11 protein-coding genes are annotated in these 14,019 nt (G+C 72.6%); 7 read left to right on the top strand and 4 right to left on the bottom strand.

Going from position 1 to position 14,019, the window contains the following annotated elements; genetic code table 11:
• Nucleotides 1–307 precede the first annotated feature (307 nt).
• The 3 genes from ACFV9O_RS03705 (at nt 308) to ACFV9O_RS03695 (ending at nt 2,458) form a co-directional block, all read left to right on the top strand.
• On the top strand, nt 308–859 hold the full coding sequence (locus tag ACFV9O_RS03705; protein WP_385411753.1) for an SAV_6107 family HEPN domain-containing protein: 552 nt from the start codon (nt 308–310) through the stop codon (nt 857–859).
• A gap of 156 nt (nt 860–1,015) precedes the next feature.
• A complete protein-coding gene (locus tag ACFV9O_RS03700; RefSeq protein WP_385411750.1) occupies nt 1,016–1,804 on the top strand; it encodes a methyltransferase in 789 nt (262 codons plus the stop codon).
• Between the two features lie 261 nt (nt 1,805–2,065).
• Entirely contained in the window at nt 2,066–2,458 is a 393-nt protein-coding gene (locus ACFV9O_RS03695) for a DUF3040 domain-containing protein (RefSeq protein ID WP_385411748.1), read from the top strand.
• A 333-nt stretch (nt 2,459–2,791) separates the two neighbouring features.
• On the opposite strand, the gene ACFV9O_RS03690 is transcribed toward ACFV9O_RS03695, so the two are convergent.
• The 4 genes from ACFV9O_RS03690 to ACFV9O_RS03675 all read right to left on the bottom strand — a co-directional run bounded on the left by ACFV9O_RS03690 (nt 2,792) and on the right by ACFV9O_RS03675 (nt 8,456).
• The gene (locus tag ACFV9O_RS03690; protein WP_385411746.1) at nt 2,792–5,320 is read right to left on the bottom strand and encodes a DUF3488 and DUF4129 domain-containing transglutaminase family protein; all 2,529 of its coding nucleotides are present in this window, start codon (nt 5,318–5,320) and stop codon (nt 2,792–2,794) included.
• Nucleotides 5,317–6,672, bottom strand: coding sequence for a DUF58 domain-containing protein (locus tag ACFV9O_RS03685; protein ID WP_385411743.1), 1,356 nt, complete (start codon nt 6,670–6,672; stop codon nt 5,317–5,319). Before ACFV9O_RS03685 ends, ACFV9O_RS03690 begins: the two co-directional genes overlap by 4 nt.
• Nucleotides 6,672–7,724, bottom strand: coding sequence for an AAA family ATPase (locus ACFV9O_RS03680; protein WP_385411741.1), 1,053 nt, complete (start codon nt 7,722–7,724; stop codon nt 6,672–6,674). The genes ACFV9O_RS03685 and ACFV9O_RS03680 overlap by 1 nt, the downstream gene beginning before the upstream one ends.
• A gap of 189 nt (nt 7,725–7,913) precedes the next feature.
• Nucleotides 7,914–8,456, bottom strand: a complete 543-nt coding sequence (locus ACFV9O_RS03675; RefSeq protein ID WP_385411738.1) for a beta-class carbonic anhydrase — start codon at nt 8,454–8,456, stop codon at nt 7,914–7,916.
• 313 nt (nt 8,457–8,769) lie between these two features.
• Between ACFV9O_RS03675 and rsmH the strand changes: the two genes are divergently transcribed.
• From rsmH to ACFV9O_RS03655, 4 genes are all read left to right on the top strand, one after another.
• Entirely contained in the window at nt 8,770–9,723 is a 954-nt protein-coding gene (gene rsmH, locus ACFV9O_RS03670) for a 16S rRNA (cytosine(1402)-N(4))-methyltransferase RsmH (protein ID WP_385411736.1), read from the top strand.
• A 152-nt stretch (nt 9,724–9,875) separates the two neighbouring features.
• The gene (locus ACFV9O_RS03665) at nt 9,876–10,406 is read left to right on the top strand and encodes a septum formation initiator family protein (protein ID WP_385411810.1); all 531 of its coding nucleotides are present in this window, start codon (nt 9,876–9,878) and stop codon (nt 10,404–10,406) included.
• A gap of 4 nt (nt 10,407–10,410) precedes the next feature.
• Nucleotides 10,411–12,360 (top strand): peptidoglycan D,D-transpeptidase FtsI family protein, encoded by a 1,950-nt coding sequence (locus tag ACFV9O_RS03660; protein ID WP_385411733.1) that lies wholly within the window; start codon nt 10,411–10,413, stop codon nt 12,358–12,360.
• Between the two features lie 17 nt (nt 12,361–12,377).
• Nucleotides 12,378–14,015, top strand: coding sequence for a UDP-N-acetylmuramoyl-L-alanyl-D-glutamate--2,6-diaminopimelate ligase (locus ACFV9O_RS03655; protein WP_385411731.1), 1,638 nt, complete (start codon nt 12,378–12,380; stop codon nt 14,013–14,015).
• Nucleotides 14,016–14,019 lie beyond the last annotated feature (4 nt).

The following is a 14,019-nucleotide window of genomic DNA, read 5'->3' as shown; positions in this document are numbered from 1 at the left end:
TGCTCACCGACAACATCGCCTACCAGGACCTCGGCGGCGCTTACTTCACTCAACGCGACCCCGAACGTGCCACCCGCCGGGCCGTCACCCAGCTCGGCTACACCGTCACCCTCAACCCGAGGGAGACAGCAGCCTGACGACCGGCAGACCCGGACACCCGGCGGCCCTCAACGGCCACCGGGCACCTAGCCCTGCCCACACCCAACCTGACCTGCTGGTATTTACGCGTCAGAGCGATTGTCAGTGGTGGCCCCCACGATGGACACATACGGCCACAGCGCCGTCACACGACGACAGGAGGTTCGTCATGGCCAGCACGTACGCCACTGCCGCACGCCGGCTCCGCGCAGGCGGCCCTGCACCCTCACTGCCCGGTTCCTCGCAGGGCGGTCCCGCGAGCGATGTCCACCCCGTGCCGCGGCGTTCATCCGCCCCGCCCGCCGCCCTCGACCTGCTCGCCCAGGCACGCGCCGGCCTCGACGAGGCCGCCGCCCTGGACACTCCCAACGAGCGGTATGCCACCGCCCATCTCGCCGCGCTGCGCACCGCGGCGGCCGTCCTCGCCGTCCGCGGCCGGCCCGAGACCACACCGCGCCGCCGGGCCCGCATAAGGTCCGCCTGGGAAGTGCTCCCCGAGATAGCCCCCGAGCTCACGGAATGGAGCGCGCTCTTCGCCTCCGGAGCGCGGCGCAGGGCACGCGCGGAAGCGGGCATCCAGGGAGCCGCCACCAGCCGCGACGCCGACGATCTGCTGCGCGACGTGGCCATGTTCCTGCGCCTGGTCGAGCGGATGCTCGTGCTCCAGCCGGTGCTGCCCCGGCCGAGGCCCCAGCCCGGGCCGGAGCACAGGCCGGAGTAGCGGTCCGAGTCCGGGCCGGCGCCCATGCGGGATCAGCCGGGGGCGGGAGGCGCCGTGGGATGACCGGGACGCCCCGCTGAGGCAATAGGGTGGAGCGAGCTTGCACCGTTCACGCCCCGCCCGCCGGGGCGGCACCGCGCCGAGGAGTCAACTGCCGTGCCGGACCAGACGCTCCCCCGAGGGCCTCGCCCTGGAGGGACCCCTTCCCGGGCCTCCCTCCGTACCGCCGTGGTCTGGGACGTCCTCAGGGAAGCCCTCGACCGCCGGGTCAAGGCGACCGGCAGGGACGCCCTGGACGTCCTCGACACCGGCGGCGGCTCCGGCAACTTCGCGGTGCCCGCCGCCCGCCTCGGCCACCGCGTCACCGTGGTCGACCCCAGCCCCAACGCCCTGTTCGCGCTGGAGCGCCGGGCCGCCGAGGCCGGTGTCGCGGACCGCGTGACCGGCGTCCAGGGCGATGTCCACGGCCTCTTCGACGTGGTCGGGCGCGACGGCTTCGACATCGTGCTCTGCCACGGCGTGCTGGAGTACGTCGACGACCCCGCCGAGGGGGTGCGGAACACCGCGGAGGCACTGCGCCCCGGCGGATCGCTCAGCCTGCTCGCCGCGGGGCTCGGCGGTGCCGTCCTCGCCAGGGCCCTGGCCGGACACTTCACCGAGGCCCGCCATGCGCTCAGCGACCCGGCGGGCCGCTGGGGCGCGGGCGACCCCGTGCCGCGCCGCTTCACCGCCGAGCAGCTCACCGAACTGGTCGCCGCGGCAGGCATGGAGGTCGGATCCGTGCACGGTGTGCGGGTCTTCGCCGACCTGGTTCCGGGCGTCCTCGTGGACACCGAGCCCGGCGCGCTGGACGCCCTCCTCAAGCTGGAGGCGGCCGCCGCCGAACTCCCCTCGTTCCACTCGGTCGCCACGCAGCTCCACGTCCTGGCCGAGAAGCGCGGCTGACGCGTCGCTGATCAGCGACGCAGCCGCAGACGGAGTACGCCGCAGGCCACCCGAACGGGGCGTTCGCCCCGTATGATCGGGGGACACGATCCGGCATGACGGATCGGCGGTTGGGGAATCAACGCTTCAGCAGTCGACCCGGCATGGCGGCCCCGAACAGCGAATTGGCGTAGAGGGCGGGTTTCACGGGGGCGATTCCCTGCCTATCCTGAAAGGGCCGCTTACCGGTCGCCCCCAGCGACCGACGACTAGGAGGACTCCGTGCCGCTCTCGGAGCACGAGCAGCGAATGCTCGAGCAGATGGAGCGAGCGCTGTACGCCGAAGATCCCAAGTTCGCGACAGCGCTCGAGGGAAGCGGGCTGCGTACGTACACCCGGCGACGGGTCTACCAGGCGGTCGCGGGCTTCCTGGTGGGTATCGCGCTCCTCATGGCCGGAATGGTCACCACGGTGATCTGGATCAGCGTGGTGGGCTTCCTCGTCATGCTGGGCTGTGCGGTCCTGGCGGTCACCGGGTGGCGCAAGGCACCCAAGCCGGGCGAGCAGGCCCCCGGGGCTCCGGCCGCGCGTCGGCAGCCCAAACAGCGCCGGTCGATGATGGACCGGATCGAGCAGCGGTGGCAGCGCCGCCGCGACGAGCATGGTGGCCAGTGAGCCTCCGAAAGCACTGAACTTCTCTCCGATCTTCGCCGTGCGGGCGCGAGCGCGTCCCGCACGGCGGGCTTGTACGGGTGAGGGGTGACCGCAGTTCAGCGGTCACCCCTCACCCGTTTGCCGTTCCCCCGTTCGACACATTCACCCGTTCGGCGTAATCGGCGTCATGGCGCACCCGCGAAGTGTGCTGGTGAACCGGGCTGGGAGCGGACCGCAACCGGACCAGGACCGGACCGGACCAGGACACGACCAGGACAGGACCAGGACAGGACCAGGACCGGATCGGACCAGGACCGGGCCGGGTGGTCGGCCGCCCCGGCCCGGTCCGTCGCGTCATCCCTGACCGCGTTGCCGCGAGAACCTGCGCAGCTGCCCCGCCACCTGGGCCACGGCCCGGTCACGGGCGGCCGCCAAGCGGTCCGTGGTCGCGTTCCACCGAGCCGAGAGCGCCCACACGACCCGTACCGACGAGGGCGGCAACAGCAGCGCCCTCAGCCGCGTGCCCCGGCTCGCCTGCGCGGACAGGCCCGCACGGACCCGCCTGGCGTCCTCGGCGAGCCCCGCGCCCGGCCGTGGCTCGGGCGCGTACAGCACCTGCTCCACCGCCTGGGCCACCCGGTGCACCGAGTCGGCGGGAGCACCCTCCAGCCGGCCGAGCCGCACGATCCGGGCCGCGGCCTTGCGCGGCGTCTGCGACTCGTCCGGCGGGATGCCGTGATCCCAGGCCGAATCGGAGATCTCGTGCCAGGCGGCCAGCGTCCGCGCGGACGCCTCCTCCAGCGCGTACCCGTCGGCGCCCGCGGGCGCCCACGTGCCACCGTCCTCGGCGAGCTGTCCGTCAGCGGCGGCCCCGCCCCCGCCGGCAGCCGCCTTCTTCCCGCGCACATGGGCGTCGGAGTTCAGCCGCCTCGTCCGTACCCGCAGCCGCAACAGCATTGGCACCAGCGGTACGAGCAGCACGCAGATCCCGGCCAGGACCCACTGCAGGATCGTCCAGAGCGACGGCCCCTGCTCCACGGCCGACACGACGTCGCGCGGCGCCGCGGCGCCGCACTCATCGAGCGCCTTCTCCTGCCGCGAGCAGGTCGAGGACTGCGACGGGGCGACCGGCGCCTCGGCCGACGCGCTCGTGTCGGGCTGCGCCGCACCGGTCGGCGCGCCGGACGGCGCCTCGGCCCGGGCGTAGTCCGGAGCGGTGCCCCGGGTCGGCGTCGGCTCGAACCGGGTCCACCCGGCACCTTCGAAGTACAGCTCGGGCCAGGCGTGCGCATCGCGGTTGCTCACCGACATCGCCCCGCCCGCCACCGGCGAACCGGGAGTGAAGCCCACGGCGACCCGCGCCGGTATCCCCAGCGTCCGGGCCATCGCGGCCATCGAGAACGAGAAGTGGACGCAGAAGCCTTCCTTCGCCTTCAGGAACCGGGAGATGCCCTGCACACCCCCGCCCGACTCCACCTGGGTGCTGTATGAGAAGCCGCCGTCCACGGCGAACCAGTCCTGGAGCTTGACCGCGCGCTCGTAGTCGTTCGCCGCGCCCTTCGTCACCCGGGCCGCAGTGGCCCGCACGTCGGCCGGCAGCGAATCGGGCACCTGCGTGTACTCACGCAGCAGTGCGGCCGGCGCCTTGGGCGCCGCGGCGAGATCCTCGCGGGTCGGGTTCACCTGCAGGCTGGTGACCGAGTACTGCACACCGCTCGTCGTCTGGCCGCCGTCGCCGATCACCGTCCGCCGGGCCGGGTCGAAGCGCCACCTGCCCTCGATGTTCAGCTTCGTCGCCGGATACGGCATCGGCAGCCAGCCCTGCTTGTACGAACCGGCGGCCGAGATGTTCGTCCTGACCTCGGTCGAACCGACCCCGGCGCCCAGGCCGTCGGGCCGGGGGAGCTCCTCGGGGATGCCCGTGACCGGGCGCACCGAGAACTTCCAGGCGCCGCCGTCGAACTGGTCCAGCGCCATGATCCGCAGATACATGTCGCCGTTGTCCTGCGCGTTGGTCTTGTACTTCAGCCACTCGCGCTCCTCGGGCTGATTGAGCGTGTCCTGCAGCGTCACCACGGGGTTCACCGCGTCGATCGTGCCGCCGCCGCCCGCGCCCCCGCCCGCACCGTTGCCCGCGCCGCCGAGCAGCCCGCCGCCCAGCGTCGCGGGAGCGGCCAGCGCGACGCCCAGGGCGACCGCGCCGATCCGCCTGCCGGTGCGCACCGGGGCCTGCGCGGTACCGCCGCCCGCCTCGAACCCGCCCGCGCTCCGGCCCGCGGCACGCGGCGCCCCGCCGAACACACGGCCCCACTGCGACAGCCGGTCCCGGCCCTCCGCCAGCAGAAGCAGCAGATAGCCCGTCGCCGCCGACAGGAACCAGAGCCTGTTGGCACCGCCGCCGGACAGCCCCGCGGCCACCGAGTACAGCGCGAGCAGTGGAAGGCCCGCCGGGGCCGCACTGCGGTACGTCACCGCGAGCGCGTCCACCGCCAGACCGATCAGCAGCACCCCGCCGACCAGCATCAGCCGGATGCCGTCCGTGGCCGGTGCCGGCGTCGCGTACCGACTGACGTCCGCGCCGCCCGAGGTCAGCAGCTCACCGAGGCGGAGGAACGCGTCGGGACCCGGCAGCAGGCCGATGAGGGCCTCCTCCCGGGCGAAGAGCAGCGTCAGCATCAGCAGCGTGACGAGCGCCTGCACGGCCACTGTCAGCGGCCGGGCCAGCGGCACCCGCCGGGCCAGCGCGCCGACCCCGCTCTGCACCGCCAGCAGGAACCCGGCCTGCACGATCCAGGTCACCTGATCGACCAGCGGCAGCAGAGCGCCCGCCGCCATCAGCGTGGCGGCGAAGGCGCACAGGGCCAGCCTTCCGCGACCGCTCATGCCCATCCCCCAGAAAGACTGTTCGTACCGCCCGCGGGAGTGGAGTGCGACTGCTCCCGCGACGCCTGCCGCCACAGCTCCGACAGGGCCGCCCCGGGCGGCACGGCCACCGCCGTCCACCCGGCCTCGCGCAGCCCCCGCAGCCGCTCGTCGACCGCGCCCGCCACCGCGCCGCTCGTCACCCACTGGCCGCTGTCCAGGACGAAGGCCACGGCGGCGCCGCTGCGCTGCCGCATCCGCGCCGCCACGGCGGCCTGCTCCTCGTCGAGATCACCGACGAAGGCGACCAGCAGCCCCTCGTTCCCGCCGCGCAGCACGTCGTACGCGCGCGACAGACCCGCACCGTCCGAGTGGTCCACGACCGCGAGGGTGTCCATCATGAGCCCCGCGGAGTCCGCGGAATCCTGTGTCGACCCGGCGAAGCCCTCCGCACCCGCGGCGGGCACCGAACTCCCCGTGTCCGTCAGCAGCCGCACCGCGAAGCCCCGCTCCAGCATGTGCACCAGCACCGAGGCCGCCGCCGACACCGCCCATTCGAAGGCCGAATCGGGGCCCGCCCCCTGGTAGGCGATGCGGCGGGTGTCCAGCAGCACCGTGCACCTGGCCCGCTGCGGCTGCTCCTCGCGGCGCACCATCAGCTCGCCGTAGCGCGCGGTGGAGCGCCAGTGCACCCGGCGGAGATCGTCACCGTGCCGGTACTCACGCGGGATGACGTCGTCCTCGCCGGCCAGCGCCAGCGAGCGCTGCCGCCCGTCGCCGTACCCCGCGGCCTCGCCCGCGAGCCGCACCGGCGGCAGCGGCTCGGTCCGCGGGACGACCGTGAGCGTGTCGTGGGCGCTGAAGGAGCGCGTCAGCTCACACATCCCGAACGGATCGCTCAACCGCAGCTGCAACGGGCCGAGCGGATAGCGCCCGCGCAGATCCGAGCGGACCCGGTAGGACACCTCTCGCCGGCCGCCGGGCTCGACCCGGTCGAGCACGAACCGGGGCCGCGGCCCCAGCACGTACGGCACGTGGTCCTGGAGCATCAGCAGGCCCGTGTGCATCCGCGACACGTTGTCGATCCGCAGATGTACCCGCGCCTCGGACCCGGCGGGCACCCGTGACGGGGAGAGCCGCCGGCTGCTCGCGACCCGGTAGCGCGTGCGGTACAGCACGGCCACGCAGAGCAGGGGCAGCAGGCCGAGCAGCAGTCCGACCCGGAGCAGATCGCCCTGCCCCAGCACGTACGCGCACACCGCCGCGGCCACGCCGGCCGCCAGGAAGGAACGGCCGCGTGTGGTCAGCCCGCCGAGAGCCGCCCGCAGACCGCCTTTGTCCTCGTCGCCGGCGGCAGGGCTCCCGGCCGCCATCACGGCCGCCGGATGCCGGGCCGCTGCTGGCCGTAGACCGGACCGCCGGGCATCTGCCGGGCCGCACCGCCGTAGCCGCTGTCGTTGCCCGAGGTGGGCACGGGGATGCGCTGGAGGATCTCCAGCACGACCTGCTCGGCCGTGCGGCGGTTCAGCTGGGCCTGGGCTGTCGGCAGCAGCCGGTGTGCCAGCACGGGCACGGCGAGCGACTGCACATCGTCCGGCAGGGCGTAGTCCCGGCCGGAGAGCGCCGCCGATGCCTTCGCGGCGCGCAGGAGATGCAGCGTGGCACGCGGCGACGCGCCGAGTCGCAGATCGGGGTGATTACGGGTCGCGGCGACCAGCTCCACCGCGTACCGCCGCACGGATTCGGCGACGTGGACCGTGCGCACCGCGTCGATCAGCTTCCCGATGTCATGGGCGTGCGCCACGGGCTGAAGATCGTCGAGCGGCGACACCGAACCGTGCACGTCGAGCATCTGGAGCTCGGCCTCGAGGGTCGGATACCCCATCGACACCCGGGCCATGAAGCGGTCCCGCTGTGCCTCGGGCAGCGGATACGTGCCCTCCATCTCCACGGGGTTCTGGGTGGCCACGACCATGAAGGGGCTGGGCAGCTCGTAGGTCTGCCCGTCGATGGTGACCTGCCGCTCCTCCATGGACTCCAGCAGTGCGGACTGCGTTTTCGGCGACGCGCGGTTGATCTCGTCGCCGATCACTATCTGCGCGAAGATCGCGCCCGGCTTGAACTCGAAGTCCCGCCGCTGCTGGTCGTAGATCGACACGCCCGTGATGTCCGACGGCAGCAGGTCCGGCGTGAACTGGATCCGCCGCACCGAGCAGTCGATGGACCGCGCCAGCGCCTTGGCCAGCATCGTCTTGCCCACGCCCGGCACATCCTCGATGAGCAGATGTCCCTCGGCGAGCAGCACGGTCAGCGAAAGCCGTACGACCTCAGGCTTGCCCTCGATCACACCCTCGACCGACCTGCGGACACGCTCCGCTGTGGTGGTCAGATCTGTGAGGCTCGCTCGATCGTCATAGGTCGTCACCCGGCCCTCCTCGGCCCGTTCCATGGGCCGATGCGCTGTCTACGGCACGGCCCACCCCAAAACACGGACACCCCCTCCGGTCGGTTCCGCAGAGGTGCCACACCCGCATTCTTGTTGCCGTTACCGCTTCGTGTCACTCGACTGTGGACAACTGGACGCGATATGTCTGCGGTTGGTCCTTTTCGCCGGTCACACGGCGGGGTCGATCTCCCGCAGCAGACCGCTCGTGACGTCGAAGACGAAGCCGCGGACGTCGTCGGTGTGCAGCAGGAACGGCGAGGTGCGCACCCGCTGCATCGACTGCCGCACATCCTGGTCGACGTCACGGAAGGCCTCCACCGCCCAGGCGGGCCGCTGCCCGACCTCGTCCTCCAGCTCGTGCCGGAAGTCCTCGGTCAGACTCTCCAGACCGCAGTTGGTGTGGTGGATGAGTATCACGCTGCGGGTCCCGAGCGCGCGCTGGCTGATGGTGAGCGAGCGGATCACGTCGTCCGTCACCACACCGCCGGCGTTGCGGATGGTGTGGCAGTCACCCAGCTCCAGGCCGAGCGCCGCGTGCAGGTCGAGCCGGGCGTCCATGCACGCCACCACCGCGACGCGGAGGACGGGCCGCGCGTCCATGCCGGGGTCGGCGAACCCCGCGGCGTAGCGCGCGTTCGCTTCGACGAGCCGGTCGGTGACCGTGCCGTGCTCGAGGGCGGCGTCTGCGGGGAGGTGCGCGGAGGTCGACATGCCTATGACGGTAATGGCCACAGCGCCCATGGGCTCGCTGTGAGAGCGGACAAAGAACGTCAATGAGGCTTGTTGTGACGTAACCCACAGGCGTGACCGGCCGTGGCCCATATGGGTGAGGTGTCCCGATTGTCGCCCTGGCATCGGACGGCCCCTGCGACGCGCCAGCCGGTTGATTGACCGGCCGGGCCAGTGGACTAGAGTGACGCGGAGTTCACGGACACATCCTGCACATTTCCATGATTTTCCCGCGTGTGCGGCAGCGGCATACGTACGCCCCGGACCCCGCGCGCGTCGGACCTGAGAGGGCGCATTGAGCCAGCGACACGTCCCGGTGATGCTCCAGCGGTGCCTGGACCTGCTGGCACCCGCCCTGGAGCGGCCCGGAGCCGTCGTCGTCGACTGCACCCTCGGCCTCGGCGGACACAGCGAGGCCCTGCTCACCCGCTTCCCCGAGGTACGCCTCGTCGCGCTCGACCGTGACAAGGAGGCGCTGCGGCTGTCCGGCGAGCGACTCGCCCGCTTCGGGGACCGTGCCACCCTCGTGCACGCCGTCTACGACGAGCTGCCGGACGTCCTCGGCCGGCTCGGCATCAGCGGCGTCCAGGGAGTCCTCTTCGACCTCGGCGTCTCCTCCATGCAACTCGACGAGGCCGACCGCGGCTTCGCCTACGCCCAGGACGCCCCGCTCGACATGCGCATGGACCAGACGACCGGGATCAGCGCGGCGGAGGTCCTCAACACCTACCCCGCCGGTGAGCTGGTGCGGATCCTGCGCGCATACGGCGAGGAGAAGCAGGCCAAGCGGATCGTGGCGGCGATCGTGCGGGAGCGCGAGAAGGAGCCCTTCACCAACAGCGCCCGCCTCGTCGAACTGATCCGCGACGCCCTGCCGCAGGCCGCCAAGCGCACCGGAGGCAACCCCGCGAAGCGCACCTTCCAGGCCCTGCGCATCGAGGTCAACGGCGAGCTGACGGTCCTGGAAGGGGCCGTCCCGGCGGCGGTGAAGGTCCTCGCCGTCGGCGGCCGGATCGCGGTCCTCTCGTACCACTCGCTGGAGGACCGGCTGGTCAAGCAGGTCTTCGCGGCGGGCGCCGCCAGCACGGCGCCGCCCGGACTGCCCGTCGTCCCCGAGCGCTACCAGCCGCGGCTGAAGCTGCTCACCCGCGGCGCCGAGCTCCCCACCGAGGAGGAAGTCGCCGAGAACCGCCGCGCGGCGCCCGCACGCCTGCGCGGTGCGGAGCGGATCCGCGAGGACGAGCAGTGACGGAGGCCGGGCGATGACGGCAGTGACGGGGACAGCGGCGGCAGGGCCAGCGGCGGCAGGGCCAGCGGCGTCGGTGGCAACCGTGTCGGTGGCGGCCGCGTCAGGGACGGCGTTCGTGGCGGCGTCAGCAGCCGGGTGAGGGAGGGCATGTGGTGAGGATGGCCGCCGGACAGCTCAAGGGGCGCGCCGCGCGGCTCGCGCGGCTGATGCCGTCCGGGCCGAGTTCCGCCGCCCGCACCCCGTTCGTCCTGCTCGTCGTCCTCCTGCTGGGCGGCGGCCTGATCACCCTCCTGCTGCTCAACTCGTCCCTCAACGAGGGCTCCTTCAAGCTGAGCGAGCTGAAGAAGAAGACCACGGAGCTCACCGACCAGGAACAGGAGCTCCAGCGGGACGTGGACAGCCGCTCGGCCCCCGACGCGCTGGAGCGGCGCGCACGCGAGCTCGGCATGGTGCCCGGCGGCAACCCCGCGTTCCTCAACCCGGACGGCACGGTCGGGGGAGTGCCCCGGAAGAGCACCGCGGCCCCGTACACCCCGCCACCCGCCGCCCCGACCCCGGCCGCCGTCGAGCCCTCGGCGCCCACGACACCCTCCACAGCCCCGACACCTACGACACCCACCAAAGCCCCGACACCCACCACGTCCGTGACGCCGAAGCAGCCCCCCACGACCTCCGGCAGGTGACGCAGTGCCCTCCCAGGAACCTCCGCGCCGCCGGGTGCCGGGCCCCGCGCGCCCCGCCGGCCCCGCGAACCGCCCCCGCCCCGCGCCGCGCCGCCCCCGCCCGGCCGCGGGACCCCACCGGATCCGCCTCGGCAGCCCCCGCCCCCGGCTGCGGCTCGTCAGCCTCGCCCTCGGCCTCACGATGCTGGCGTTCGTCGTCCGCCTCCTCCAGGTGCAGGCCGTCGACGCGAGCACGTACGCCGCCATGGCCGAGAAGAACCGCTACATGAGCCACAAGCTGGCCGCCGAGCGGGGCAAGATCACCGACCGGTCCGGGATCGCCCTCGCGACCAGCGTCGACGCGTACGACATCACGGCCGACCCGAAGATGTTCACGCCCAAGGAGAGCAGGACGCCGGACGCGCCCGAGCAGGCCGCCGCGCTGCTCGCGCCGATCCTCGGCAAGGACGCGTCGGAGCTCGCGAACAAGCTGAAGACCCCCAAGTCCCGCTACACCGTCCTGGCCCGCCGCCAGACCCCGCAGGTCTGGAACCAGATCAAGGACCTCAAGAGCGTCTTCGCCGAGAAGGCCAGGGCCGACAAGGCCAAGGGCGGCCCCGGAGCCAACGTCCTCGCCGGCGTCTTCCAGGAGACCAGCAGCAAGCGCGTCTACCCCAACGGCGACCTCGCCGCCGGGATACTGGGCTACGTCAACGCCGACGGCCGCGGCGCCGGCGGACTCGAGTCCATGCTCGACGAGGACCTCGCGGGCAAGGACGGCCAGATCACCTACGCCCAGTCCGGCGGCCACCGCGTCCCCACCGCGGGGGCCCGCGAGCAGCCCGCCGTCCCCGGCTCGGACATCGAGCTGACCATCGACCGCGACATCCAGTGGGCCGCCCAGCGGGCGATCGCCGACCAGGTCGCGAAGTCCCGTGCCGACCGCGGCTACGTCGTCGTCCAGAACGCCAGGACCGGCGAGGTCCTCGCCCTGGCCAACGCCCCCGGCTTCGACCCCAACGACATCTCCCAGGCCAACGCCGCCGCCATGGGCAACGCCGCCCTCCAGGACGTGTACGAACCGGGCTCCACCAGCAAGGTCATGTCCATGGCCGCCGTCCTGGAGGAGCGGGCGGCCGTCCCCGGCACCCATGTCACCGTCCCCAACCGGCTGCACCGCGGCGACCGGCTCTTCAAGGACGACATCGACCACCCGACCTGGTACCTGACGCTCAACGGCGTCCTCGCCAAGTCCAGCAACATCGGCACGATCCTGGCGACCGGGCAGCTCGGCAAGACCCAGCCGGAGGCCAACAAGGTCCTGTACTCGTATCTGCGGAAGTTCGGCATCGGCAGCCCGACCGGGCTCGGCTACCCGGGAGAGTCGCCCGGCATCCTGGCGAAGCCGCAGGACTGGTCCACCTCGCAGCAGTACACGATCCCCTTCGGCCAGGGCCTGTCGCTCAACGCCATGCAGGCGGCGTCGGTCTACTCGACCATCGCCAACGGCGGCGTACGCATCGAGCCCACGCTGGTCCGCGGCACCCAGGGACCCGACGGCCGCTTCACCCCGGCCCCCGCGCCCTTGAAGACCCGCGTGGTCAGCGAGAAGACCGCCAGGACCCTTGCCACGATGCTGGAGTCGGTCGTCGGCGACGAGGAGGGCACCGGCACCAAGGCCCAGATCCCCGGCTACCGCGTCGCCGGCAAGACCGGCACGGCCAACAGGGTCGACCCGGAACTGGGCCGCTACAAGGGCTACACCGCCTCCTTCGCGGGATTCGCGCCCGCCGACGACCCGCAGATCACGGTCTACTGCGCCATCCAGAACCCGACCAAGGGCAGCTACTTCGGCGGCCAGATCTGCGGACCCATCTACAAGAAGGTCATGGAGTTCGCCCTCAAGACCCAGCAGGTCGCACCGACCGGCAAGACACCCGCACGCCTGCCCGTCACGTTCACACCGGGCGAGTGACCCGGGAGGTACCGCCAGTGACAACGATCACGCCCGACTCCGGGAACCACGCCCCCCGGACCCCCTCATTTAGCAACGCTCCCGGTGCGCCCGGTACGCTCACCGCCGTGCCCCACGCTGATCAGTACCGAACCGCCCCGCCCCGTCCGGCCGAGGTCCGCCCGGTCCCCCTCGCAGAGCTGGCCGACCGGCTGGGGGTCGAGCCCCCGGGCTCCGGCGCGGTCACCGGCATCACGCACGACTCGCGGGCGGTGCGCCCCGGGGACGTGTACGCCGCACTGCCCGGCGCCCGTCTCCACGGCGCCGACTACGTCGCCCAGGCCAAGGAGCTCGGCGCGGCGGCGATCCTCACCGACCCGACCGGCGCCGAGCGCGCGGCCGCGACCGGACTGCCGGTCCTCGTCGCCGACGACCCGCGCGGGCGGATGGGCGAGCTCGCCGCCACCATCTACGGGCGGCCCGGCGAGGGCCTGCTCCAGATCGGCATCACCGGCACCTCCGGCAAGACCACCACGGCGTATCTCGTCGAGGGCGGGCTCCGCGGCGCCGGCCACCGCACCGGCCTGATCGGCACCGTCGAGATGCGCATCGACGACGAGCGCATCAAGTCGGAGCGCACGACCCCCGAAGCCACCGATCTGCAGGCGCTGTTCGCGGCGATGCGCGAGCGCGGCGTCGATTCGGTCGCGATGGAGGTCTCCAGCCACGCCCTCGTGCTCGGCCGGGTCGACGGCTGTGTCTTCGACGTCGCCGTCTTCAACAACCTCAGCCCGGAGCACATGGAGTTCCACTCCGGCATGGAGGACTACTTCGGGGCCAAGGCCCAGCTGTTCACCCCGGCCCGCGCACGGCTCGGCGTCGTCAACCTCGACGACGAGTACGGGCAGCGGCTCGTCGCGGAGTCGGGAATCCCCGTCGTCACGTTCTCCGCCGAGGGCCACCCGGACGCCGACTGGCGGGCCGAGGACGTCGAACTCGGCGCCGTGGGCTCGGTCTTCACCGTCGTCGGTCCCCAGGGCGAGCGGGTGTCCGCCAGGGCGCCGCTGCCCGGTCCGTTCAACGTCGCCAACACCCTCGCCGCGATCGTCACCCTCGCCGTCGCCGGGATCGACCCACAGGCCGCGGCCGAAGGCGTTGCCGCCGTCCCCGGTGTGCCCGGGCGGCTGGAGCGCGTCGACGCGGGTCAGCCGTATCTCGCGGTCGTCGACTACGCGCACAAGACGGACGCCGTCGAATCGGTCCTGCGCTCCCTGCGCAAGGTCACCAAGGGCAAGCTGCACATCGTGCTGGGCTGCGGCGGCGACCGCGACAGGACCAAACGCGGGCCCATGGGCGCCGCCGCCGCCCGTCTCGCCGACACCGCCGTCCTGACCTCCGACAACCCCCGCTCCGAGGATCCCCTCGCGATCCTCGCCGCGATGCTCGCGGGCGCCGCCGAGGTGCCCGCGCACGAGCGCGGCGAGGTCCAGGTCTTCGAGGACCGGGCCGCCGCCATCGCCGCGGCCGTCGCCCGCGCCGAGCCGGGCGACACCGTCCTGGTCGCGGGCAAGGGCCATGAACAGGGCCAGGACATCGCCGGAGTGGTGCGTCCCTTCGACGACCGCCAGGTGCTCCGCGAAGCGATCGAACTCCGTTACAAGAACAGTCAGGGATGAAGCA

This window comes from Streptomyces sp. NPDC059909 (assembly GCF_042730885.1).
Taxonomy (GTDB): Bacteria; Actinomycetota; Actinomycetes; order Streptomycetales; family Streptomycetaceae; genus Streptomyces.
The sequence above is the reverse complement of the archived record's forward strand: the minus strand, read 5'-3'. Positions and strand labels throughout refer to the sequence as shown.

What these genes read in the sequence shown, in the direction of transcription:
- ACFV9O_RS03685 (WP_385411743.1), bottom strand. Translation starts at nt 6,672, where the DNA reads ATGGCGGCCGGGAGCCCTGCCGCCGGCGACGAGGACAAAGGCGGTCTG.
- ACFV9O_RS03675 (WP_385411738.1), bottom strand. Translation starts at nt 8,456, where the DNA reads ATGTCGACCTCCGCGCACCTCCCCGCAGACGCCGCCCTCGAGCACGGC.
- ACFV9O_RS03690 (WP_385411746.1), bottom strand. Translation starts at nt 5,320, where the DNA reads ATGAGCGGTCGCGGAAGGCTGGCCCTGTGCGCCTTCGCCGCCACGCTG.
- ACFV9O_RS03705 (WP_385411753.1), top strand. Translation starts at nt 308, where the DNA reads ATGGCCAGCACGTACGCCACTGCCGCACGCCGGCTCCGCGCAGGCGGC.